At 69.7% G+C, this 23,968-nt stretch carries 16 protein-coding genes and 6 pseudogenes; 6 read left to right on the top strand and 16 right to left on the bottom strand.

Features of this window, described 5'->3' with window-relative positions; all coding sequences use genetic code 11:
* Positions 1–58: 58 nt before the first annotated feature.
* The 6 genes and pseudogenes from ACWZEH_RS00210 to ACWZEH_RS00235 form a co-directional block, all read right to left on the bottom strand.
* Positions 59–349, bottom strand: a complete 291-nt coding sequence (locus ACWZEH_RS00210) for a nuclear transport factor 2 family protein (protein WP_456194925.1) — start codon at positions 347–349, stop codon at positions 59–61.
* 46 nt (positions 350–395) lie between these two features.
* Positions 396–835: pseudogene (locus ACWZEH_RS00215) on the bottom strand (SDR family oxidoreductase); the annotation flags it as partial.
* A 215-nt stretch (positions 836–1,050) separates the two neighbouring features.
* Positions 1,051–1,142: pseudogene (locus ACWZEH_RS00220) on the bottom strand (response regulator transcription factor); the annotation flags it as partial.
* Positions 1,143–1,242: 100 nt separating this feature from the next.
* Positions 1,243–1,440, bottom strand: a complete 198-nt coding sequence (locus ACWZEH_RS00225) for a hypothetical protein (protein WP_456194926.1) — start codon at positions 1,438–1,440, stop codon at positions 1,243–1,245.
* Between the two features lie 428 nt (positions 1,441–1,868).
* Positions 1,869–3,017 (bottom strand): serine hydrolase domain-containing protein, encoded by a 1,149-nt coding sequence (locus tag ACWZEH_RS00230; protein WP_456194927.1) that lies wholly within the window; start codon positions 3,015–3,017, stop codon positions 1,869–1,871.
* A gap of 265 nt (positions 3,018–3,282) precedes the next feature.
* Positions 3,283–3,603 carry an SCO4225 family membrane protein gene (locus ACWZEH_RS00235; protein ID WP_456194928.1) on the bottom strand — a complete coding sequence of 107 codons (321 nt, stop codon included), beginning with the start codon at positions 3,601–3,603 and terminating at the stop codon, positions 3,283–3,285.
* Between the two features lie 498 nt (positions 3,604–4,101).
* On the opposite strand from ACWZEH_RS00235, the gene ACWZEH_RS00240 reads away from it, so the two are divergent.
* Both ACWZEH_RS00240 and ACWZEH_RS00245 read left to right on the top strand, forming a co-directional pair.
* On the top strand, positions 4,102–4,551 hold the full coding sequence (locus ACWZEH_RS00240; protein WP_456194929.1) for a DUF5707 domain-containing protein: 450 nt from the start codon (positions 4,102–4,104) through the stop codon (positions 4,549–4,551).
* 1,007 nt (positions 4,552–5,558) lie between these two features.
* The gene (locus tag ACWZEH_RS00245) at positions 5,559–8,777 is read left to right on the top strand and encodes an AfsR/SARP family transcriptional regulator (RefSeq protein WP_456194930.1); all 3,219 of its coding nucleotides are present in this window, start codon (positions 5,559–5,561) and stop codon (positions 8,775–8,777) included.
* A gap of 132 nt (positions 8,778–8,909) precedes the next feature.
* Here ACWZEH_RS00245 and ACWZEH_RS00250 read toward each other — a convergent pair whose 3' ends face one another.
* The 5 genes and pseudogenes from ACWZEH_RS00250 to ACWZEH_RS00270 all read right to left on the bottom strand — a co-directional run bounded on the left by ACWZEH_RS00250 (position 8,910) and on the right by ACWZEH_RS00270 (position 12,471).
* Complete coding sequence (locus ACWZEH_RS00250; protein WP_456194931.1) at positions 8,910–9,743, bottom strand: alpha/beta fold hydrolase; 834 nt, start codon at positions 9,741–9,743, stop codon at positions 8,910–8,912.
* A gap of 123 nt (positions 9,744–9,866) precedes the next feature.
* A complete protein-coding gene (locus ACWZEH_RS00255) occupies positions 9,867–10,706 on the bottom strand; it encodes an alpha/beta fold hydrolase (protein ID WP_456194932.1) in 840 nt (279 codons plus the stop codon).
* Positions 10,707–11,028: 322 nt separating this feature from the next.
* Positions 11,029–11,269: pseudogene (locus tag ACWZEH_RS00260) on the bottom strand (TetR/AcrR family transcriptional regulator); the annotation flags it as partial.
* Positions 11,270–11,320: 51 nt separating this feature from the next.
* Positions 11,321–11,677: a peptidase inhibitor family I36 protein gene (locus ACWZEH_RS00265; RefSeq protein ID WP_456194933.1), complete on the bottom strand. Its 357-nt coding sequence runs from the start codon at positions 11,675–11,677 to the stop codon at positions 11,321–11,323.
* A gap of 464 nt (positions 11,678–12,141) precedes the next feature.
* Positions 12,142–12,471, bottom strand: coding sequence for a beta/gamma crystallin domain-containing protein (locus ACWZEH_RS00270; RefSeq protein ID WP_266075960.1), 330 nt, complete (start codon positions 12,469–12,471; stop codon positions 12,142–12,144).
* Between the two features lie 1,029 nt (positions 12,472–13,500).
* Between ACWZEH_RS00270 and ACWZEH_RS00275 the strand changes: the two genes are divergently transcribed.
* A complete protein-coding gene (locus ACWZEH_RS00275) occupies positions 13,501–14,082 on the top strand; it encodes a sigma-70 family RNA polymerase sigma factor (protein ID WP_456194934.1) in 582 nt (193 codons plus the stop codon).
* Positions 14,083–15,011: 929 nt separating this feature from the next.
* On the opposite strand, the gene ACWZEH_RS00280 is transcribed toward ACWZEH_RS00275, so the two are convergent.
* On the bottom strand, positions 15,012–16,112 hold the full coding sequence (locus tag ACWZEH_RS00280; protein WP_456194935.1) for a LacI family DNA-binding transcriptional regulator: 1,101 nt from the start codon (positions 16,110–16,112) through the stop codon (positions 15,012–15,014).
* Between the two features lie 282 nt (positions 16,113–16,394).
* On the opposite strand from ACWZEH_RS00280, the pseudogene ACWZEH_RS00285 reads away from it, so the two are divergent.
* Positions 16,395–16,775, top strand: a pseudogene (locus ACWZEH_RS00285) (ester cyclase); the annotation flags it as partial.
* Here the strand turns inward: ACWZEH_RS00285 and ACWZEH_RS00290 are convergent.
* Positions 16,757–16,976 (bottom strand): annotated as a pseudogene (locus tag ACWZEH_RS00290) (hypothetical protein); the annotation flags it as partial. The pseudogenes ACWZEH_RS00285 and ACWZEH_RS00290 overlap by 19 nt on opposite strands.
* Here ACWZEH_RS00290 and ACWZEH_RS00295 point away from each other — a divergent pair.
* Positions 16,969–17,190, top strand: a pseudogene (locus ACWZEH_RS00295) (IS110 family transposase); the annotation flags it as partial. The pseudogenes ACWZEH_RS00290 and ACWZEH_RS00295 overlap by 8 nt on opposite strands.
* A gap of 179 nt (positions 17,191–17,369) precedes the next feature.
* Here the strand turns inward: ACWZEH_RS00295 and ACWZEH_RS00300 are convergent.
* Together ACWZEH_RS00300 and ACWZEH_RS00305 are read right to left on the bottom strand one after the other, a co-directional pair.
* Positions 17,370–19,151, bottom strand: coding sequence for a ThuA domain-containing protein (locus tag ACWZEH_RS00300; protein ID WP_456194936.1), 1,782 nt, complete (start codon positions 19,149–19,151; stop codon positions 17,370–17,372).
* A gap of 18 nt (positions 19,152–19,169) precedes the next feature.
* Complete coding sequence (locus ACWZEH_RS00305; protein ID WP_456194937.1) at positions 19,170–22,016, bottom strand: PQQ-dependent sugar dehydrogenase; 2,847 nt, start codon at positions 22,014–22,016, stop codon at positions 19,170–19,172.
* Positions 22,017–22,374: 358 nt separating this feature from the next.
* Here ACWZEH_RS00305 and ACWZEH_RS00310 point away from each other — a divergent pair, with 358 nt between their 5' ends.
* The gene (locus ACWZEH_RS00310) at positions 22,375–22,593 is read left to right on the top strand and encodes a transposase (RefSeq protein ID WP_456194938.1); all 219 of its coding nucleotides are present in this window, start codon (positions 22,375–22,377) and stop codon (positions 22,591–22,593) included.
* Between the two features lie 321 nt (positions 22,594–22,914).
* Here ACWZEH_RS00310 and ACWZEH_RS00315 read toward each other — a convergent pair whose 3' ends face one another.
* Positions 22,915–23,835, bottom strand: a complete 921-nt coding sequence (locus ACWZEH_RS00315; RefSeq protein ID WP_456194939.1) for a hypothetical protein — start codon at positions 23,833–23,835, stop codon at positions 22,915–22,917.
* Positions 23,836–23,968 lie beyond the last annotated feature (133 nt).

Genomic DNA, 23,968 nt, shown 5'->3' on the forward strand with positions numbered 1-23,968 from the left:
TCGGCCGCGCTGCAGCCCGGCGGCGTCCATCAGTGGGTGAGCCAGGGCGCGCAGATCGTTATCGTGCGCGGACGGCTGGACAAGTCGGCGGGTTCTCTCCCACCGGGTGCCCCCAGCGAGAGTCAGCGTCATGGCGCGGGTCGCATGCCCGCGCTGGGTACTCGGCCGAGGAGTGGCTGAGCCAGCCGCGGATCTTCTCGCGGCCGCGGTATGTGCTGCCGTCGTCCACGACCACCACGGCCGGGGTGAAGCACTCGGCCGCTGCTGGGACGTCGCCCCGGGCGTGCGCGTCGAGGTAGGCCCGGACAACGCCTGGCAGGTGGCGGAGACTGGTCGAAGTCGCGGTCATCTTTCTCCTTATAACCGTAGGATTGCCGTCGGTGTGGGCGGGCCTGGACAGTGGGGACGGTGCCGCCGTCGATCGTGTGCTCGGCGCCGGTGATGGCACTGGCCCGGTCGGGGACGAGGAAGGCGACGAACTCGGCCGCCTCCTCGGGGCGCGCGGGGCGGCCGAGGGGAATTTTGCCGAGGAGCGCCAGGATCTGCTCCCGGGCTGCGGCGTGGTTGATGGCCTGGGATTGGCGATGCGGGCGACGAGGACCGTAGCCGCTTCGGTCTCGATTGCGCCCGGGGAGACGACGTCGACTCGTACTCCGTGAGGGGCCAGCTCACGGGCGGGACCCTTGCTGTAGGTGGTCAGCGCTGCCTTGGCGGCGGCGTGGCCGAGCGTGTCGTCAAAGAGCGGTGCCGGCGCTGGATGAACGAGACGTGGATGACGGCGCCGCAGCCGGCCTGGCGCGTCGCCGGCAGCCGTGCGGTCCAGGCGGACCGCAGCCTGATGATGGCTCACGAGGTGTACGAGCGGCTCGGCAAGCAGTCACCGTTCTCTCGCCCCGCCGGATCGCAAGACCACGCCGACCCGGCGGAGCGGGGCCCGGTCGGCAGGGCGATGCCCCGGGCTGCTGGAGCTGTCCCGCACCCACCGCTGCGTGGGCGCGGGTGTTCTGCATGATGTCCTCCCCTGCCCGCTCCGAAGCCATGATCCACCCAGCGGACCAGTCCCCACCGGAAGCCGAGCACCGCGGCGTGCGCGCGGTCCGAGGCGCCGAACTCATGAACAGCCGGCGGGCGTGAATCATGACGGCATGACCGACCCCATGTCCCGCGGCAACGGCCCCCGCATACGAACGCCCACACCATGCGTCCGGGCTCGCCGCGTGACGCACGAGCGCGTATCCGCCCTCACGCGGGAGGTCCGTCCTCATGTTGCATGGTCACCAGTCCGGCGTTCTGCCAGTCTGCCACTCGTGCCTCCATCGCGGCACGAACCGCCGCCACGTCGGATGACCACTCGTGAGCCAGCCGCTCGGCGGCGGCCCCGAGGTCCCCGTCGTACTCGCGCAGGACCATCCATATCGCGGTGGCCGCGGGGGTATACACGCGCCGTTCCCTGCTCCGGGGGGACAGCAGCGTCATTTCCCCCTCTCGTGACAGGGCCACCCGCACTCCGCTTTCCACGATGACGCGCATGCCGTCTCAGCCTCCGTTCCAGGGTGTTCGCTACTCCGTGAACGGGATCCGGCACTGCGTGGTTCATCCCGTCGGGCGACGAGGCACCCCGGTCGAGCGCCTCGACCAGGGCTTGACACCGGGCCGACGTGCCGTATGCGCCCGCAGGTGTTGCCGAAGCTCGATGCGGGGAGGGGAAGGAAGAGCCGGTGGCGCACCGGGGCAGGCCCACGGCACCCTCCCCGTCCGGCCCAGGGCCCCTCGGGGCGAATGACGGTCTGTCCCCGGAGGCTGAGCTCTGCGCGGGTCCTCACTGCCCGTCGTTCCGCGAGATGGACGGGGCCTTCGGGGGGCGGGTTTCAATTCGCGGCGTCGAGAGCTTCGTAGACGTGCCTGACGTAGCTGTGCGTGCGCTCCGAGCCGAGGATCCCGTCGCCCAGCCGGTTCATCGTGTACGCGAACGTGATGCGCCGGTCGAGGTCCATCATGACGATCGAGCCGCCCCGGCCGACCCAGAAGCAGATCGTTCCGGTGGGCATGTGCGGCATCGTCCTCGGGTCGGCGAGTGCATAGCCGATGCCCCAGCGCACGGGAACGCCCAGGAACAGGTCGACTCCGTCGGCCTGTACGTCGAAGATCTTGTCAACCGTGTCCGGAGAGAGCAGCCGGAGGCCGTTCACCTCGCCGCGTCGTGAGATCACGGAGAGGGCACGGGCCATGCCTCGTGCGTTGCCGTGTCCGTTGACGGCTCCGAGTTCGGCGCGGCGCCATTGCGGGGTGTCGACGTGCTCGTCCCGGGCGGGGCTCCCGAGCAGCGTCTTGGTGAAGACCGCCTCGGGCTCGAGACCGGCCGGTACTGCGAAGATCTGCGACGGCGGCACCAACGGGGCGATACGCGGCCAGTCGGCTTCCCGCGCGCCGATCTGGATGTCGGCTTCCAACGGCTTGGCGATCTCGGTGTCGACGAACTCGGTCAGGGTTCGGCCGCTGACCCGCCGGACGAGCTCGCCCACAAGTTGTCCCTGGGTCTGCATGTGGTAGCCCGAGGCGCTCCCCGGCTCCCACCAGGGCGCCTGCCCGGCCAGTCGGGCGCTCGCTGTCGTCCAGTCGCACAGGTCGTCCATGGTGAAGGGTTGCTGCCAGCCGGAGAGCCCCGAGGTGTGTGCCAGGAGGTGCCGCACCTCGATGTCCTGCTTGCCCCGGGCGGCGAATTCGGGCCAGTACTGCGCGACCGGGCGGTGGAGATCCAGCGCTCCCCGGTCGACGAGGACGAGGGCCGCCAGACTGCTGAGGGTCTTGGTCGTCGACCACAGGTTGACCAACGTGTCCTGGTGCCACGGAACGGTACGTGCCTCGTCGGCATGCCCACCCCATATGTCGACTTCCATGACGCCGTCGACATCGATGGCGATCGACGCCCCCAACTCCTCACCGCATTCGAGGTGCGCTGCCAGTGCTGCACGGACCGGTTCGAACCGGGCGGTACTCGTTCCTTCGACGGTGACCATGTCACTCCCCACTGTGGATGATATTCACTCGATCACTCAACGGGACGGCCGGCGCCTTGGTTCACGTCCGTGGCAGCTCAAAGGGCTGCTCCAGGGAGGATCCTCCCTGCGCCGGGTCGCCCACAGTGATCATTTGTGCGGTCCGGGCCGCCTGCGTCACGCTCCGACCGGAAGGGGCGCGTGCCGGACGTCTTCTTCCCGGGCCATCCGGCACGGGCCGCTCGCGGAGGCCGCCGAGTGACCGGTTGTCCGGTCTGGCCGGGGCTCAGGACGCCGGGTCCGGACGGCCGCCGCGACGCAGTGCGCGGGCGCACCAGCCGATGATCGCGGCGTTGACCAGTGCCGCGAGGACGACGACGACGGCGACCATCGCGAAGCCACTCGGCAGTACGAGCAGCACGAGGCTGGTCGGGGCGGTGGCGAGCAGCGGGAAGATGATCGCCATGGACTCCCCCGAGTCGTCGCCGACGCTCACCACGATCGCCCACACGAACAGGGCGGCACAGAGCGCGAGGTAGATGAGGACGAAGACGTTGCCGAAGGTATGGCGCAGACGGTGGGAAAGGGCTCGGCTGGAATCGGTCATGGCGGGGTGGGTTCCCAGGTCGGGGTGGTGGTCGTGACGCGGAGGGGGGAGGAGGAGGTCGGGTGGTCTCGGGCGGGAGAGGCCTCCAGGTCGTACGTGAGGTCCGTCTCCCGTTCCCGATCGCATAGTTCGCGCTCGCGCGGATCGGCGGGACCGGGGGCGGCCGGTCGTCGGTTCGCTTCATGCCGAGCCAAGGCTATGGCCGCAGGTGAGCGGCCTGCTCCGGCCGGGGGCGGATTCCGTTCTCTTATCCGGGTTGCGCAGGCGGCGGTGCCCGGCCGGTGGACGCCCTGAGGCGTTCTCCACCTCTGGTTAGACGTGGCAATCATCCGGCCGCCCGAGAACCGCGCCGTACCCCGGCCATAGTCTCGAACACATCGGGAAGCGACCGGTCAACGGTTCCACCAGTGGTTCTTCCACTCTGGGCCGTGCTTCGCCCTCCCGCTCCAGTCCCCAGGCGCACCACGCCTGCTTCCACAAGAATCCGGGGGATCTCCCATGGCCAAGCGCGTTCTCGTTTCGTCGCTCATCGGTGTCGCCGTCCTCGGCGGAGTGGCCGCGGGTGGTCCCGCCATGGCCTCGACCGCCACGGAGCCGACCTTGGAGAACGGCTCGGCCCGCTACCTCGCGCCGTCCGGTGGCAGCACCGGCTCTCTCACCTTCACCGCGGACGTACGGGATGAATCGGGCGTCCGGGGCCTCAAGGTCGTCGCGTGGCCCACGAGTTCGAAGCTCGAACCGACCGAGGCGGAGCTGCGGCACACGGACGACGCCACGTGCCGCAGTGCCTCGGACGACACCTTCCGCTGCACCTACACGCTGAAGGTCACGAAGAAGGAGGCGGGCGAGCTGGACCAGGGCACCTGGTACGTCTCGGCACTGGCGGTGGCCAAGGACGGGGACACGGTGTTCGTTCCCCGCGCCGCCACCTTCGACGTCAGGGGCTGACCCGCCGCTGCCGGTCGGACACCTCCAAGGCGCCCGGCCGGCAGCGCAGCGACGACGAAACCCCAGGAGCCCTCCAGGCGTAGCCGACCGAGCAGCGCTCCACGAGTCCCGGATCGAGGGTCCCATGATGCAGCCGACAACCCAGCCCAATTCAGGGAGGGCAAGGTGCGAGCCCGGTCACGACGGCGTACACCCCGGCTGGACGCACGAAGAAGCCGCTTGGATCGGATGCGCCGGGCCGGTACGGGCGCGCGGCGAGATCACCGCCCGGACGCCCGATTGCCGGAGCGGCTTCGACGCCGATGTGCGACGCGACCGCCTTCCCGTCTGCGAGCACTCGGCCCAGGACATGCCGAAGACGGGAGTGCGGGTCAGCATGGTCGCGACCTCAGCGGTCGCCCAGGGCGGGCTCGTTCCTGGCCACCCGAGGCATGCCGTGCTCACCGACCTCGAGGGGATCCGCACCGGGCGGCGCGGGCAGCAGCGGGGAAGCGGGGCGCAGATGATCCACCCCGGCTGCCGCGGGAACGCCACGAGCGCGCCTGGGTCCGAGCCGCCGAACCGGACAGGGAGGCCGCCCCGCACCCGGCCGCCGGCAAGCGCACTCCTCCCGGGACGAGTGGGGCCCGGTGGGCCTGTAGGCGCTGCGGCCGGCCGAGGAGCTGTCCCTGCCGCGGCGGCGGATCGTGCCGCCCGCGGAACCCTTACGCCGGGTGACGCCCTGCTAATGTTCCCCCTGGTATGCGGGAAGCGGACGACGGGGTCCTCACCGCTCCGATCCACCTGCGCCGCTCCCCGTCCTGGGCCAACACGTCATCGTGACAGGGGCCGCGCGGTTGTCCGGGCGGGGCGGCGCCCGGTGTTCGTCGTCACCCCCTTGGCGCGACCGTCCGCACCCTGGCAGACCGGCGGCCTACGGCCGGAGCAGGTCGCTCACGTGCGATGGGCCGTGTGTGTGCGGGTGGTGACACCGTTGAGTGGGGTGCCGGGTGGAAACGGTGACGGTTGTGGGGCATGAGTTCGACTTCGAGTTGTTGGGTCCGCTGGTGGTGCGGCGGGCGGGCGCGGTGCTGGATCCGGGGCCGCGCAAGCAGCGTTTGCTGTTGATCCGGCTGCTGCTCGCCGGCGGTCGGGCGGTCGCTGCCGAGACGCTGTGCGAGGAGCTGTGGTCCGAGCAGCCGGGACGGACACCGGGCGGGGCTATTGCCTCCCTGCACGCCCACGTCAGCAAGGTCCGCGCGGTCCTGGAACCCCAGCACCTGCGCGCGCGGGGCACGTTCGAGGTACTGGTTACCGAGCCCGCCGGCTACTCCCTGCGTGTCCCGTCCGAGAGCCGGGACACCGTGCGCTTCGAGCGGGCCGTCGCCCAGGCGCACCGACTGCTTGACCAGGGGCTGCCCGGACACGTTCTGCAGGAGGCCGAGCGGGCCCTGGGCATGTGGCGCGGTGACGCGCTCGCCGACGCCGCGCGCCACCTGTTCGCCGCCCACGAAGCCGCGCGCCTGGAGGAACTGCGGCAGACCACACGGGAGATCCGCATCACCGCCCTGCTCCTGAGCGGACGGGTTGCGCAAGCCGTGGCGTCGGCGCAGGAACTGACGGTGGAGCACCCGCTGCGGGAGGCCGGTTGGGCCCTGCTGCTGCGCGCCCTGTATCTGGCCGGTCGGCACCCCGAGGCACTGCAGCGCTACGCGGACCTGCGCCGGCACCTCGCCGACGAACTCGGCCTCGAACCCGGCCCCCAACTGCGTGCCCTGCACGACGGCATCCTCCGCCACGACCTGCCGCCACTGTCCCTGCCGGGCACACCCAAGGCTGCGGGCTCCGCGGCCGGCACCGCGGACAGCCGTGATCCGGGCCGACCGGCAGGGTCCGAGCTGGAAGACCAATCCGAGGTCCTGGAGGATCGGGACGAAACCGCACCCGACGGCGTGCGTCCTGTCATCGCGGCCCCCGGTGCCGCGTCCCGCGAGTCGACCACCGGCTCGACGTCGGCCGGCACGACCGCCGGGGTATTCGCCGGCTCGGCGGACCCGTCAGGTGTGAGCGACGATCCTGCTGTGGGCGGTGGCGGAAGCGGGTGGCCATGGATGACGCGCCCGGCACAACTGCCGGGTGATCTGCCGGTGTTCGCGGGGCGGGCGGCCGAAGGTGCGTGGCTGTCCGCCGCGAGCGGTGCGCCGGGCCGGCCGGGGCCGGCCGGTGCTCCCGTCGTCGTCATCAGCGGCGCTCCCGGTGTCGGCAAGACCACCTTCGCCATCCACCACGCCCACCGCATCGCGACCTCCTTCCCCGACGGACAGCTCTTCGTCAACCTGTGCGGATACCACCCGCACGCGCCCGCCGTGGAACCCGGCGACGCCCTGCACGGCTTCCTCACCGCTCTCGGCGTCCCCGCCCAGCACATCCCCGAGGACACCACCGCCCGCAGCACACTGTTCCGCAGCCTCCTGGCCGACCGACGCGTGCTCCTCGTCCTGGACAACGCCCGCGACGAGCAACAGGTCCGTCCCCTGCTGCCCGCGGGCACCGGCTGCCTCACCCTGGTCACCAGCCGAAACCAGCTGCCGGGCCTGATCGCGGCGGACGGGGCCAGGCCGCTCTCACTCCCGCTGCCCTCACAGGCCGAAGCTCACGAGACGCTGGCGCGGCGGCTGGGACGGGAGCGCCTGACGGCCGAGCCCGCCGCCGCGGCCGACATCATCCGACTGTGCGATCGGCTGCCCCTGGCACTGGCAGTGGTCGCCGCCCGCGCCGAACTCGAACCCGCCTTCCCCCTCCACGCCATCGCCGACGATTTGCGGCATGCCCACGACGGCCTGGACGCGTTCACCGGCTTCGACACCACCACCGACGTCCGGACCGTGTTCTCCTGGTCCTACAACTCCCTGGACGAGCCCGCCGCCCGCCTCTTCCGGTTCCTCGCCCTCCACCCCGGACCCGACATCACCGCCCCGGCCGCCGCCGGCCTCGCCGGGCTCCCCCTCCCCCAAACCCGCCACCTGCTCGCCGGACTGACCCGCTCATGCCTCGTCGAGCAGCCTCTGCCCGGCCGGTTCACCCTTCACGACCTGCTGCGCGTCTACGCCACCGAACTCACCCACACCCACGACGACGCCGACGAACGCCACCGCGCCACCCTGCGGGTCCTGGACCACTACATGTTCACGGCCTACGAAGCCAACCGGCTGCTCAAACAGGACTCAGAGCCCGAACTCGACTTCGGCCCCCCGAGTGCGGGCGTCACCCCGGAAGACCTCACCACCGTGGAACAGGCGGACCGGTGGCTCACCGCCGAGCACCGGGTGCTGAGCGGCCTGCTGCACACCGCCGTCGGCCAAAAACTGGACCGCCGGATCACCGGACTGGCCTGGGCCCTGAAGGAGCACCTGAACCGCCGGGAGTACTGGCCGGAGGCGATCACCGCACTAACCCCCGCCCTGGAAGTGGCCCGACGCCGGGGCGACCGCCTGGAAGAAGGCCGCTGCCTGCGCCACATCGGCAGCGTCTACGGCTACCTCGGCCACCAGGAACAGGCCCTGGGCCACCTGGAAGGCGCCGCCACGCTCTTCGAGGAACTCGACGCAGTGGGCGAACAGGCCCGCGCCCACTACGGCACGGCGTGTGCGCTGTATCTGTTCGGCCGGATCCAGGAGGCCGTGGCGTCCTCCGAGCGAGGACTCGCACTGTCCCGGGCGACAGGAGACGAGCTGTGGACGGCAGAGTGCCTCGTCGAGCTCGCCTGGTTCCATTCCAACCTGGGACAGTTGGAGAAGAGCCTCGTGTACAGCGAGGAGGCCCTCGCCCTGTTCCAGCGCCTGGACGCCCCATGGCAGCAGGCTCAGGGCCGGGACGTCCTGGGCTACAACCTCCGTATGCTCGGCCGGTACGAGGAGTCGGTGGCCACCTACCAGCGGGCGATGCATGCGTTCGAGGAACTGGGGGACCACAGGAACGCCGCCGGCGCGCTGATGCGACTGGGTGACACCCGCCTGGCCATGGGCGACCGGGAGGCCGCCCGAGCCGACTGGGTCCGCGCGCTCGCCGACGCCGAACAACGGGCGCTGTCCCGCAGCGCCCAGGATGCCCGGGACCGGCTTGCCGCCCTGGACGCCGAAGCGGACCCCGCCCCCATCGTGCCGGAGCGGGCCATCGGCAACCATCGGCTCCCCACTCCGACGAGCGGTGATTCCGCGTGCAAGCTCCGTACCTCGGGGCGGGGTTAGCGCGTCCTCGGGCCGCGCCGAGTCACCGGCCGGGCGTTCCCGCCGGTGACCGTCTCCGCCTTTCCCCGCCCCCGGTGCGCATGCCGGGCCCGCCGCATCCGTCACCGGCGGAGAGCGACCGGCCGCCGCCGCTCACTTGGCCAGGAAGGCGAGCAGGGCGTCGGTGACCTCCTGGGCGTGGGTCCACAGCAGTCCGTGCGGGGCGCCGTCGATGACGACGTACTCGGCCTGCGGGAGGGCCCGGTGGAAGAGTTCCCCGGTGGCCTCGATCGGCAGGATGCGGTCGGCGGTGCCGTGCAGGATCAGCGACGGGACGTCGATCTTGGCGATGTCGGCGCGGAAGTCGGTGGTCCAGGTCGACACGCAGGCCAGCGAGGCGTGCCAGGAGGCGCCGGCGGCGACGTTCCAGCTGTTGCGGACGGCCTCCTCGCTGATCCGGGTGTTGAGGTTCTCGTCCAGGTTGTAGAAGTCGTTGAAGAACGCGCTGAAGTAGGCGTAGCGGTCGGCGGTGACGGCCTGCCCGATGCCCTCGAAGACGGCGCCGTCGACGCCGCCCGGGTTGTCGTCGGTCTTGAGCAGGAACGGTTCCAGGGAGGCGAGGAAGGCGGCCTTGGCGATCCGGGCGGAGCCGTGGGTGCCCAGGTAGCGGCCGACCTCGCCGGTGCCCATGGAGAAGCCGACCAGGACGGCGTCGTTGAGGTCGAGGCTCTCCAGGACGGTGTTCAGGTCGGCGGCGAAGGTGTCGTAGTCGTAGCCGGTGGTGGGCTGGCTGGAGCGGCCGAAGCCGCGCCGGTCGTAGGTGATGACGCGGTAGCCGGCCGACAGCAGGGCGGCGGACTGCTTCTCCCAGGAGTGGCCGTCGAGCGGGTAGCCGTGGATCAGCACGACCGGCTGCCCGGTGCCGTGGTCCTCGTAGTAGAGGTCGATGGAGGTGGAGTTCTCCTGGCCGACGGTGATGAACGGCATGGTGGTCGCCGCCTTTCGGTAGGTACGCGTCTGATGGTGACAGTGGTGGGTGACGGTCACGTCACGGGTTACGTGAGATGGCGGGGCGGGAACGGGGACGAGGCGGGCTGTTGGTCGCGCTGGTCAGCGAACCGTCCGGGCCGCCCTCTCCACGATGCGGGCCACTGCGTCGGGGTTCGAGACGGACACCGCGTGTGACGCGTCGATCTCGGTCGTGCGCGCGTGCGCCCGGGCCGACATGAAGCGCTGGGCGGCCACGGGGATGTTCCGGTCCTCGGTGGTGACCAGCGACCAGGAGGGGATCGTCTTCCAGGCGGCCCGCGTGGACTTCTCCTCCAGCGCGGCGGCGGCGATCGGACGCTGCCCGGTGGCCATGAGCCGCGCCTTGTCCGCCGGCACGTCCGCGGCGAACTGCTGGTGGAACTTGTCCGGCTTGATGTAGACGTCGGCGCCCTGGCTGCCGTCCGGCAGCGTGTAGTTCACCGGTTCGATCGCCTGGCCGAGGGTGCTGCCGGGGAACTTGTTCGTCAGCCCGAGCGAGCTCTCGCCGGAGTCGGGCAGGAACGCCGCGATGTAGACGAGCGCCTTGACCTTGTCCTCCAGGCCGGCGGCGGCCTGGCTGATGACGGTGCCGCCGTAGGAGTGGCCGACCAGGACCACGGGTCCGTCGACGTGGCCGACGACACTGCGCAGGTAGGCGGCGTCGTTCGCCGGGCCGCGCAGCGGGTTGGCGGCGGCCACCACCGGGTAGCCGGCGCGCTGCAGTCGCTTGACGACGCCGTCCCAGCTCGCGGCGTCGGCGAACGCCCCGTGCTCCAGCACGATCGTCGGCCGCTCCTGGTGGCGGGCCGCGGCTCCGGCCACACCGGGGAGGGTGACGGCCGTGACGGACAGGCCGGCGGCCACGGTGACACCTAGCAGGGCGAGCCTGCGGCTCGGACGGGGCGGGCGGGTGATGCGCATCGTGAACGTCCTTTTCCTTGGGATGTTGGGCCCGATCGGGGGACTGACGAGGCGGGTGAGGCGTCACCGAGAAAAGAAGTACGCAATTTAATTTCATACAACTAAATGGCTTCGACCGTCATGTCGCCTCGTGGGGGGGGAGGCCGGGCCGCGTGTCGCGGTTGACGCCGGGCGAGAGGACACCGCTCGGCCCGGCGGCCACGGTGACGGCGCCTTCTTCATGTCCTACGTTCGAAAGCCAGGTCCGGTTCACCCGTGTTGTCCGGCACGTTCCGCGACCAGTGATGCGCCGGGGCCGGTGAGACCTGGCTCCGGCCAGGGTGCCGCGCCGGACGAGCGGGGCGTCCACGGCGTCGCGGACGACATCGGCGCAGGCGTCCACGGCGAGCGCCTCCGGGTCGACGTGGTGGAGGTGGAAGGCGGCGCGGCCACTCCCGCCCGGCGTACCAGAGCGGCGACGCCGATCTCGGCCAGTGGGCGCAGGGTGCGCTCGCCGGCAGGGCCTGGCGCGGTTCGGCCCGGGCGGTCCCCGCTGCCGAGCGGGGACCGCCCGGCAGCGGCATCTGTTTTCGCCCCGGAGCAGGCCGGTACAGCGCCTGCCCCGGCAGGTCGGGTTACACGAACCGGAAGCTGGTCAGCTCGTCGTTGTGGATCGGCAGAGCGGAGACCGAGCCACCGGGCGCGTAGCACCCCATGGAGTAACCGTAGTTCTCGTGCCGGTACATGCAGACGGTGCGGTCGGTCCGGTTCCAGACCGAGGTCGTGCGGTCGTTCATGTAACTACCGATGTTGGGTGTGCTGTTGGCGCTCGAGAAGAAGCGGCCCTCGTAGCCGTTGTTCTGCCAGACGCAGAAGTGCCCGGAGGGGCACTGACTGTAGTGGGCCTGTGCCGCCGGGGCGTTGACCACCACCAGGGCGCCGGCCAGCACTGCCCCGGACAGCAGGACACGGCGAAGTCGTGAACCGATCACAGATGTTCCTCTTCAGAATCCGACACCGGCGGGAGCGCCGGGCAGTATGGGTGAAGAAAGCACTTCTCCGGAAGGAGGCGGCGGGGCATCCGTCGCGGAAACCGCGCGCCGTGATCTCCGGATGGGCGTCCGCTTTCCATGGACGCCCGGGACAACGCAGTGGTTCACCCCGCGGCCCTGCGTCTCGTGCGGCGGACTGCCGACGGGCTTTCGGGCAGAGGGGGTTGGCCGTCTCGTTTCATCCCGGACCCGTGTTCGGCGTGCCGGGGCCTCCTGTCCCCGGGTGCCGAATGAAGTCACGGTCGATGAACCGTGACTTCGCAGGGCGGGCTGCCGCTGAGCGCGCGGATGACGGCGTCACCCGCTCCCGCCCGCGGCGCAGGTGCCGCGGGCGGGAGCGGGGAGCCGCCCGTGCACCGGGGCTCGGTGGCCCCGGCGCACGACGTCGTTCCGGACTCGACGGGTCAGCGGATCTGCAGGATGTACAGCGTCGCGTTGAGCCCTTCGACATCCACGATGCTCGACCACTTGGACATGGTCTTCACCTTGTCGCCCAGCATCACCTCGACGTTGTTGTTGCCGGAGGTGATCCTCGAGACGTTGGGAAGCTGGGGGGCCATGACACCCGCGTTGGCGAAGCACGCGGTCTGGCCGCCGTTGTACCAGACCTTGACGAAGTCCGTCCGATCGCCGCAGCCGGTCTGATTGATCGCGGCAGCCGGAAAGGCGGGCACAAGAGCCGTCATGGCTCCCGCCGCCACGACGAGCGCGATACGCGAGATGGAACGCTTCATTGGTGGAACTTTCCTTCCGTGGTGGTGCGGTACTGCGGAGCAGCACGGTTGACGACCGACATCCCCCTCGCTCTTCGCACGGAGGACAGCCGGATGATGCATGAGGTGAACGGATGGGCGACCCGGTCCATGGCCGACCGTCGCGCGCCGAGGCACGGAGGCGGCGGGACGAAGAGTTGCCCTCTCGCCCGTCGACCGGACGCATGTGCATCCGGTCGGTTCAACGTGGCGCAACGGTCTCCGGTTCACCGTGCGATCGCCTTTCTCCCCCACCGCGGGCGCCGTCCGCCTCCCCCCGGGGACACTTGGTACGCGGGAGGTGGACGACGGTGTCCTCACCGCTCCGGTCAGCGGCGTCGGTGACACCGCCGAGCGGGATGCCAGGGGAAGGCGCGCGCCGCAAATGCCTTTTCATTGCTCATCCGAGCACCCGCCGAACGTGCCGACGCATTTCCCCCGACAAAGAGCCCTCCCCCCGACGTGACGGCCAGTCATAAACCGAATGCCCACTGTCAGGAACGAATTTTTTCCGTACAGTCGGCGCATAACCATTCCCAAGGCGCGCCCCACCGGCTTTTCGGACATACGGAAAGCCCGTGCCGCCGCCGAGTGGGCGGCAGCACGGGTTATGCGCCCGGCCGTCAGGGGGTTTCGGGCCGACCGCGACGAGGCGCCCCGTGTACGAAGCGGAGCACTCACTGCCAAGAACGGCGCCGGGCTGCGACCGGTTCACAGCTCACGGAAGTTCTCCGGAGTGGATCCGCGGTGAACCGTTCACACCTCCGACGCGTTACCGCCCACGACCGGCCGGTCCCTTCCGGATCCGCCCCGGACACGGCTCGAAACACCGGACGCGACGACACCACGAGCACCACGACGATGCGGCAAGGACGGCGACAAGAGGCACCGTCCCCGCGCGACAAGAAGACGACAAGGTTTGGCCAAGGTAATCCGAAGAGTGTTGGCCCAACTCTCCCGCCCGTATGGGAGACACGCCACAGAACACTTGAACAGGATCGAGCGCCACCTATGAACGGGACCTTGGACGCGAGGATCGCCACCTCCGCTCCAACCCGGGTGCATGCCCGGCTCGTCGCGTCAAACGCCGACTGCGACGCCTTCATCAAAGACATCTACGAGCAGTACGGGCCCTTGCTCGTCCGGTACGCCGCACGGCTGCTGGACGGCGACTGGCACAGGGCGGAGGACATCCTCCAGGAGACAGTGGCCCGCGCCTGGAAACACGCCCGGTTCCTGGGCACCCGCGGCGAACACATCCGGCCATGGCTGTTCACCGTGGTCAGGAACCTGGTCATCGACCACCACCGGGCCCGCCAGATCCGGCCCCTGGAGCTGATGCCGGTCGAGGAACCGGACGCCGCCTGGGACAGCACGGACTCCACCCTCACCTCCCACATAGTGCTCGAAGCGCTACGGGAACTGAACGAGCAGCAACGGACCGTCATCCAGCTCATGTACTACCTGGAATGCAGCGTGGCCCAGGCCGCCGAACACCTCGGCATCCCACCCGGCACCGTCAAAAGCCGCGCCTTCTACGCCATGCGGGCCCTGCGCAAAGCACTGGAAGCACGAGGCGTACTCGGCGAATAGCCACAACACGACCAGAACACAGACGGTGGGGGCCGGCCCGAACCCCCTCCACCCACGCCACGTCACCAGCCGGCTCGTGACGTTCGCCGGGTCGTGTGGGGCAGCTCCGCAGCCCTCACCGGGCGGGCCGTGTCGTCGCCCGGTGCCCACCCGGGTCCGGGCCGGGTTTCGCCGACGGTCCCTGCCTTCCGGCGCCCGCCGCCCGTCGGCTCGCAGGCTCATCCCGCCCGCCTGCCGCGTTTCGCGCGCCTGGGGCTCCCCACCGGGTTGTCCTTCCCCGGCCCGGGGGTGGTGTTCCTCTCCGGGGCGTGATGGGGTGAACCGCTTCGGAAATGGGGGCGTTCCAGTCATGACAGCCGGAGCCGAGATCGAAGGAGACATCGTGAATTGCGAGCAGACCAGGGAAGAGCTGGCTGTCCAGGCCCTGACCGGGGACCGGCACGGCGGGCTGGACGCCGAGCACTCCGCGCACCTCGGCCGCTGCGCGGAGTGCTCGGCCGAACGGCGGCGGCTCACCGATGTGACCCGAGTGCTCTCGAACGTCGGTCTACTCGCGTTCGAAGGGCTTCGGCCAGCCGACGCCCGGACCGCGCCACGAAGAACACCGGAGCCCCCCGAGGCGGCCCTCGATGCCCGGGACTGTACGTGCCCGCGGACGTGACACACCCGGCACAGCACGGCCCGCCGGGGGCCCCGGACTGCCGCTGGTAGTGCTTCGTTAGGTTCTGCGTCCGGTGCAGCACCCGGAACGCCCCGGCGGCCGCACGGCGCGGAAGTCTCGGCGATCGGGAGCGAGCACGGCGTCGGTGGCGCGGTACCCGGCGCACACGGGCTGGGCGACCTCAGGTGATTGTCCGTGACCTCGGGAACGACGATGCGGCCTCGACGCGACCAGTGACGAATGCCGTCCCACCGCGCCGAGCGCCGCTTCACGGCCAGATGCTCTCAGCCCCGTCCCCGGGTCGCGGGCGCGGGCGCGGGGCTGGCGCCGGGCCCGTGCTGCCCCGCGGGACGAGTTCCACCGGCAGGACCACGTGTCGCTCCCGGTGCGCCTCGGGGTCCTGGATCACGCGGTGGGCCAGCTCCGCTGCCGCCTCGCCCAGTCGGCGGGCCGGCTGGGCCATCGTGGACAGGTCCCACGGCTCAGCCATCGCGTGGCCGTCGAAGCCGAGGATCGACATCCGGTGCGGGACCGGGACGTTGACGCCGCGCAGCATCGTGAGAAGCCCGAAGGCGATGTCGTCCGTCTCGGCGAAGATCGCCGTGGGGGGCTCCGCGAGACTGAGCAGCCGCCCCATCGCCACTTCCAGGCTCGGCCCCTGCCAGTGGGCGACCTGGCAGACGAGGTCGTCGTCCCGGTCGATGCCCGCCTCGGCCAGGGCCGTGCGGTACCCGTCGAGGCGGGCTCTGCTGCTCCAGCGGAAACCCGAGGCGTCCGCGGGCTCCAGGTAGGCGATGCGCCGGTGACCGAGGTTGAGCAGGTAACGGGTGCCGCGCTGAGCGGCCTCCACGTCGTCCACGTAGACGCCGGCCCTGCCCTGTTCGTGCTGGCTGACGAAGATCAGGGGCATGCCCAGGTCGTCCAGGCGCGCTCGTTCCTCGGGAGAGAGCGCGAAGCTGACGACGAGCAGGGCGTCGGCGTTGCGGCGGGCCGGCAGACGGTCGAAGAACTGGGCGCGTTGCTCGGCGGTGGTGACGCTGTAGACCAGCATGTCCAGGCCGACCGCGTTGAGCGCGGGAGCCATACCGGCGAGCGCCGCGCCCAGGAACCAGGAGTCGAGGTTGGGTACGAGCACGGCGACCCGGCCCGTGCGCCCCGTGACCAGGCTGGACGCGCTGCGCGAGATCGCGAACGACAACTCGTGCGCCGCCTCTTCCACGCGCGCCCGGGTCGCGGGGGACACCGTTGACAGACCGCGCAGGGTGCGCGAGACGGTCGAGGGAGACACTCCGGCCCGCTGGGCGACATCGGCCAGGCCGAGGACGTGGTGTGGGAGGAGCGCGGCGATGACGCCTTCCTCAGCTCCCACCTGGTCTTCTCCGCCGACGAGCACCTCGTGGACGGTCGCCTCGTCCGCATCCGCAAGCGCACCGTGGCCAACTGTCTGTACCGACGCGGCCGGATGGTCGAGGAGTGGGTGGTGCGCGATGATCTGGCCGGCTGCCTGCAAAGCGGCCTGGACCCGGCCGAGGCGGCCCGCGAGTTGACCTTCCAGGGGTACAGCGGCTCCATGCTCGAGGAGCCGCCGAACGACGTGCTGCAGGCCGGGGTCAGCGGTACACGTCCGGACCAGTTCCGCCCCGGGTGCGAGATGGTGCTCGAGTTCATCGAGGAGGTGTGGACACAGCGCCAACTGAACAAGGTCAAGGACTTCATGGATCGCGACCTGTTCCTGCACACGATCGGCGACCACACCGTCATCCGCCCCGAGCGCTATCAGAGTGACCTCCTCACCATGGTCGGGCCCTTCCCCGACGCGCGGTTCGCCGTCCGCGACATCCAGGCGAACCACTCCCCGCGGTACGCGGGCCTGCGCGTGGCCGTCCTGTGGACCATGCACGGCACCTACCGCGGCATCCCGGCCTTCGGCCCTCTCACCGGGCGGCCGGTCACGGTGCTCGGCGTCTCGCAGTTCCTGATCCAGGAGGGCCGCATCGTGAAGGAGGTCCGCGTCTACGACGAGATCTCGCTGCGCGCGCAGATCAACGCGGGGCGCGGGGACGGCCCCGAGGTCGCGAAGCGGACGGTCCTCCCGGCTCGACAGCCGGACGAGGGGGTCAGATGGCAGCTGGGGCGGAAGTGGGGCGAGACGCCGCTGAACGCGGACAGAAACCGTTGTGCTCCGCCCACGGAGCGGGAAGCCTTTCATCGCTCGTTCGCGCTCCAGGAGCGGGAACCGACAGCTCGAACGCGCGATGTTCCTCTCCGCGTTCGCAGCCCTCCACGACCCCGCCTCCCGCAGCTACTACGACCGGTGCCGGGACCGCGGCAAGACCCACACCCGGGCGCTCCTCCGCCTCGCCCGCCACCGCATCAGCGTCCCGTTCGCCATGCTCCGCGACGGCACCTTCCACGAATCACGCGCTCCCGAAGCAGCCGCCGCATGACCAGCCCGGACTTGACGAAGGGCATAGAGGAGCCCTCCAGCACGATCAACCAGAAGATCATCCCACCCGGTCAACAAACGTGACAGCGCCCGTGTCGGTGACTATGGGTGAGGGTCGGCATGCACGCCGACCCTCACCAGCATGTGCGTGCCACAACGGTCTATGGGTCGCTCAGACCGTCACGGCAGGGTCCATCTCTGGTTGGGTCCGGTGTGGCAGGTCCACAGGTGTACGGGGGTTCCGTCGTTCCAGGTGCCGCCGGATGCGTCGAGGCATCTGGCGGACTGGAGGTTGCGGACAGTGCCGTCGGGCTGGGGCGCCCATCTCTGCGCGCCGGTTCCGTTGCAGGTCCACAGCTGGACCTTGGTGCCATCGGCGCTCGCGCCACCGGAGACGTCGAGGCACTTACCCAGGGCCCGGAACGTACCGTCGCCGGCCAGGGTCCACGTCTGGGCGGCGGTTCCGTTACAGGTCCACAGCTGGACCTTGGTACCGTCCGCGCTGCCGCCACCGTCCACGTCCAGGCACTTGCCGTTGACTCCCTTGACCGAGCCCGACCGGGGGCCCGGCTGCGTGTCGCCCGACGCCCTGATCCGGATGTTGCGGAACGCGACGTCGTCTCCGTCGCCGTGGTTCTGGATACCGATGTGGCCCTGCTGGAGGCTGCGCGCGGGCTCGGTACTGGTGAAATCGTTGATCTTGCGTCCGTTGAGGAAGATCTCCAGTCGCTCACCGGTGACGCGGAGCTCGTAGGTGTTCCACTCGCCGGGCGGGTTCAGTGCGGCGTCACGTGCGGTGATGTCGGCGGACTTGAACCCGTACACGGCACCCGTGGTGCGGTCGGCCGCATCGGTCGCGTCGATCTGAATCTCGTAGCCGTTGTCCACCGCAGACCAGGGATCGTCGGAGGCGGGAAAGCCGATGAAGACGCCCGAGTTGTCATCGCCGGCGGCTTTCCAGTCGAGCTTGAGGGAGTAGTCGCCGGTGAACTCCTTGGCGGAGTACCAGAGCATTCCGAGCCCGCCGTGCGAGGTGAGGGTGCTGTCGGCGAGGGTGAACCCGCCGGGACCGGCCTGTTTCCAGCCGGTCGTGGCGGAGCCGTCGAACAGGGGCGTGTAGCCGGTCTCGGGGCGGCAGTCCGCCTCGGTCATGCCGGCCGCCCAGCGGATGCCGCCGAGGAGATGCCGGCGGAACGCGGGGTCGGCGTAGGACTCGTCGGTGTGGCCGCCGCCGGTGTAGAAGGCCCGGCCGCCCTGGTAGTCCTTGCACCAGGCGATCGGGTGGTCGCCGGACATGTTCCCGCCCGAGTAACTGGACTCGTCGAGGGAGGCCAGCACATGGGCGGTGGTGCGGGGGTTGGTGCGGTAGTTGTACCACTCGTCGGTGCGCTGCCAGGTTGTGCCGAGATGGGCGGTGGCGTCGTGGGCGCGGTCCTCGACCTCGACGGTGGCGGACTGGATGGCCGGGTGGGAGTGGAAGAGGGCGCCGGCCAGTCCCTCGTAGAAGGGCCAGTCGTACTCGGTGTCGGCTGCCGCGTGGATGCCGACGTACCCGCCGCCCTCCTGGATGTACTGCTCGAAGGCGGTCTGCTGTGCGTCGCCGAGCACGTCACCGGTCGTGGAGAGGAAGACGACCGCCTCGTACTGGGCGAGATTTCCGGTGGTGAAGACCTGGGGGTCTTCGGACGCGTCCACGGTGAAGTTGTTGGTCGTACCAAGGGCCCGCAGTGCCGCGATGCCGTCGTCGATGGAGGAGTGCCGGAAGCCGGCGGTCCTGGAGAAGACCAGGATCTCGTAGGCGGGATCGGCAGCCAGAGCGGGCGCGGGGCGCGGGATCGCCTCAGCCCGTGGGGACACGCTGGCCGGCTGGTCACCGGCACCAGGCACGGCCATGGCCTGTGGTGTCATACAGAGCGCGATGCCTGCGAACAGGCCGAGAGCCGCCTTGAGTCGAGTGTGCATGTACGGTCGCCTCCTTCCCTACGGAAGAGTCCATTTCTGGTTGGGTCCGGTGTGGCAGGTCCACAGGTGTACGGGGGTTCCGTCGTTCCAGGTGCCGCCGGATGCGTCGAGGCATCTGGCGGACTGGAGGTTGCGGACAGTGCCGTCGGGCTGGGGCGCCCATCTCTGCGCGCCGGTTCCGTTGCAGGTCCACAGCTGGACCTTGGTGCCATCGGCGCTCGCGCCACCGGAGACGTCGAGGCACTTACCCAGGGCCCGGAACGTACCGTCGCCGGCCAGGGTCCACGTCTGGGCGGCGGTTCCGTTACAGGTCCACAGCTGGACCTTGGTACCGTCCGCGCTGCCGCCACCGTCCACGTCCAGGCACTTGCCGTTGACTCCCTTGACCGAGCCCGACCAAGTTCCGCTGCCGGAGGTGGTGAAGGAGTACTCGTCGACATCGAACAGCGAGCCGGTGCCGCCCTTGAAGACCAGGAACAGTGTCGTGGAACCGGTGGGCTGATCGGACAGGTCAGTGGTCACGTCCTGGAAGACCTCCCAGCCGCCGGTCACCGGCACGATCGCCGTGCCGAGCACGGTGCCGGCCGGGGACCCGGCACGTACCTCGATGGTGCCGCCCGCGCCTGCGGAGGAGACCCGGGCGGTGAACTTGGTGGCGTTGTCGAGGGCGTACGGGGTGAAGGAGATCCAGTCGCCGTTGTCGATGTGGCCGATGGTCCTGCCCCCATGGGCAAGGCTGTGGTTGACGACCTGGACACCGGCGGAGTCGCCGTAGTGCTCGGCCTGCCGGTGGGTGGGCTGGGTGATGTGCTGGTCGTGTGTGGTCAGCTCGGGCTGGCCGTTCGCGCCCTTGTCGGTGTACTCGGCGTCGATGACGCCGAAGATGTTGGCGTTGGGGTCGTGTTCGCCGTCGGCCAGGGTCTGCAGCGTGCCGGTGCAGCCGGTGGCCGAAGTCTGCGGGTGGCCGTGGCTGTCGTGCCCGACGATGAACGAGACCTTCACCTTGGAGCAGTCGACGGTGCCGTCCTCAGGATCGGTCACCGTTACTGCGAACGGGATCGCGGCGCCGAAGTCGTAGATGCGTCCGTCCGCAGGTAGGTCGATCCTCACTGTGGGGGCGGTGTTCCCGACGGTGATCTGCACGGATGCCGTAGCGGACTCGCCGGTGGTGTCCGTGACCTTCAGTGTGGCCGTGTACTGACCGTCGGCCGAGTAGGTGTGGGAGGGGTTGGCGGCGGTGGAGGTCGCGCCGTCGCCGAAGGCCCAGGAGTGGCCGAAGTCGTCTCCGTCCGGGTCCGAGCTGCCGGCCGAGGAGAAGGAGACGGTCAGAGGTGCCTTGCCGGAGGTGACGTTCGCCTTGGCCTGCGCGATCGGGGCGCGGCCGCCGGTGACGTGTTCGATGCGGTACAAGCCGGAGTTTTCGTCGCCGTTGAAGTAGCCGGTGCCGTAGTCGAGGACGTAGAGGGCGCCGTCCGGGCCGAAAGCCATGTCCATCACCTGGGTGCCGCTCCAGGGAAAGGGGTTGATGGACTGGACGGTGCCGTCGCCGGCCGCTTCGATGCGCTTGATCCAGCGGCGGCCGAACTCGCCGGCGAAGAAGTCGCCGTCGAACTCCTGCGGGAACTTGACCGCGGAGGTGGAGCTGGCGTCGTAGCGGTAGACGGGGCCGCCCATGGGGGACTCGGAACCGCCGCCGAACTCCGGTACGGAGGTGCCGTTGTAGGGGATCCAGGAGGGTTGGGCAGGCGGCAGGTCGGTCAGGCCGCTGTTGCGCGGCGAGGTGTTCTTGGGTGCCGAGCAGTCGAAGGTGGTGCCCGGAGTTCCGGTGGCGAAGTTGTAATCGGTGTAGGCGTCGTTCTTGCCGGTGCAGTATGGCCAGCCGTAATTGCCCGCCTTGGTGATGCGGTTGAACTCGACCTGCCCCTCGGGCCCTCGATCGGGCTTCGCGGTTCCTGAGTCGGGACCGTAGTCACCGAGGTAGACGGTGCCTGTGGCTTTGTCGACGCTCATCCGGAACGGATTGCGAAAGCCCATCGCGTAGATCTCGGGCCGGGTCTTGGCGGTATCGGGCGGGAAGAGGTTGCCACTGGGGATCGAGTACGTTCCGTCGGCGTTGACCTTGATGCGCAGGACCTTTCCACGCAGGTCATTGGTGTTGCCGGAGGAACGCTGGGCGTCGTAGGCGGGGTTGCGGGTCGCACGCTCGTCGATCGGGGTGTAGCCCTCGGAGGCGAACGGGTTGGTGTCGTCGCCTGTCGACAGGTAGAGGTTGCCCGCCGAGTCGAAGTCGATGTCGCCGCCGACGTGACAGCAGATGCCGCGGGACGCCGGGACGTCGAGGATCTTTTTCTCGCTGGTCAGATCCAGGATGCCGTCGGTCTTCAGGACGAACCGGGAGAGCCGGTTGACACCGTCGAACGGCGTGAAGCCGGAGGCCGGTCCGTCGGAGGGTGCGTCACCGTTCGGAGTGCTCAGCTTGGGGGCGTAGTACAGGTAGACGAAGCGGTTGGAGGCGAAGGCCGGATCCGCCGCGACGCCTTGCAGGCCTTCCTCGTCATGGCTGTAGACGTCGAGTTTGCCCGCCACCTTCGTGTTTCCGGCTCCGTCCGTGAGCCGGACGGTGCCGTCGCGCGAGGTGTGCAGTACCGAACGGTCCGGCAGCACGGTCAGGGTCATGGGCTCGCCCGTTTCGGCCACCCCCTTGGCAAGCGTGACCTGCTGGAACTCCGCGGCCGCTGCCCTGGGGCCGTCGGCCGGGTCCGGCGGTGCGGCAGCCGCTGTTCCCGGTATCAGGCAACCGGTGGCACACGCCACCGCCAGTGCTAACGAGCGGACGAGTCTGGGTCTGAGCAGTTTTGTGCGCACAGACGTCTCCCGAGCTGTGGGGTAGGCAACAGGACATGATCAGTCCTGTCGAGGGAGCACCGGCGCGCGCCGTCGCGCCGTCGAGCCGGGCCTCAGGTGCATGACCGGTTCGATTCAAGGAAGTTAGCGGCCATGGTTCCGACGTGTAACCCCTTTCGCGAGAGATCTCTCGACTTTCTCCTTGATCGGGACAAAGCTCGCCGGGTGTCGGATGCGGGATCTTGCCCATAGCCGTCCGTTGCCGTCCGGACAAACTCGCTACGAGTTCGTGACGAGATCATGGTCGGAGGACGTCCGAAAAGCCTGTCAGCAGGCAAGCCACTGGTAGCGGTGCGGTGGCGCACGTTCGGGGGCTGGGGTGTGCAAGCTGCGTACCCGTTGTCCGACGGATCTGCCTGATCCGGAGTGGGAGATCATCAGGCCGTTGGTTCCGCAGGTCAAACCTGGTGGGCGACCGGCGAGGCACGCTCGGCGGGAGATCCTCAACGCGTTGGCGCACTGGTTGCGTGCCGGCTGCGCCTGGAGACTTCTGCCGCATGACCTGCCGCCGTGGCAGACGGTCTGTCACTACTGGTGACAGTGGCAGAAAGAGGGCGTGTGGGAGCGGATGCCGGCGGCCTTGCGTGAGCGCGAGCGGGCTCAGTGCGGCCGTGATCCGACTCCCAGTGCGGCCATTGTGGACAGCCGGAGCGTCCGGGGCACGGAGCGCGGTGGCCTGCACGGCTGCGACGGCGGCAAGAAGGTCAGCGGCATCAGACGCCACCTCTTGGCCGATACCCGTGGCACCGTCCTGCAGCACCAGCGACGAGGCCGGTGGCGATCACCGGCCGCACAACCTGCACTCAACTCGGAGCATTGCTCCAGACCAGCACGTCAGGCCTTTGCTATTGGAAGCAGGTCAGCTCCAATTTTTTGAAATCTCGGGCCACTCGCTGTACGGCACCGGCCGGCCCGTGAACGCGCCCAGGACAATACGGTTGCCGACCGGCCGATCCAGCTTCACCGTCACCTTCTCGCTCAGCATCTTGCCCGGACAGTTGCCGTCCGTTGACCCCACAACGGATGCGGACAGCACCACGCTGCCGCTCGTCTCCAGCGCGTCCACGGCAGGGCCGTCGTCGCAGGATCCGTGGGTGGCCACCACGGTGACGGACCGGCTGTCCTGCGCCACGTTCGTCAACCCGCCAAGCGGCGCCAGCACGTCGCTGGGCACCTCTTGTCCGAGGGGCTTGATCGGTGGCTCGGGGAGCTTGGACGGGCTGACCGCAGCTCGTTTGAGCGGACTGTCGTAGCCGTCCAGGGTGAACAGCCAGGCCGGGACGGTCGCCGGACCGCGGCTGGTGAGCACCGTCATTTCCCCCAGCTTCGCCTCGGTCACGGTGAGGCGCGGTCCGGGGCTGCTGTTACGGTCCAGGGTCCTGTACGCCTTCTCGGCCCCCATGAGCTGCATGGTGATCGAGTCCCCGCTCTTCCACACCACCCGCCCGGCCTTGCGCGGGGCGGCGGGGAGCTCTCCTCTCAGGTCGAAGTTCCCGGTTTCGTAGGCGCTCCGGTCGGCCGTGCTGCGGAGACCGTTCTCCGGCAGTCGGGCCACCGCATCCAGGAGGTGGTAGCCCTCGTGCCACGCCTCGGCGGCCTTGGAGCCGTTCCACGCATCGGCGACCTGACGGGCGCGATCCCCCGGCTGCGGCGCCGATTCGCTGCTGCGGACCTCCGCGCCGCCGTTGCCGGTCTTTCCACTGCCGCAGCCCGCGGCTGCACCGGTGCCGAGGGCGAGTGCGGCGAGAAGGCGAGCGGTGCGGGTGATGTTCGTACGCATGGGTCTCCCGGGGACTGGCCGTGTACCGGTGGGGTGTGCGTGGGACGGACGGAGGCTACGTGCCGGCACTGTGACGCGCCGGCCCCGGCCCGGGTTCGGCCGGTTCCATCGCCGGTCGGGACGGTTAGTGCGT

The organism is Streptomyces yamdrokensis, from assembly GCF_053890455.1.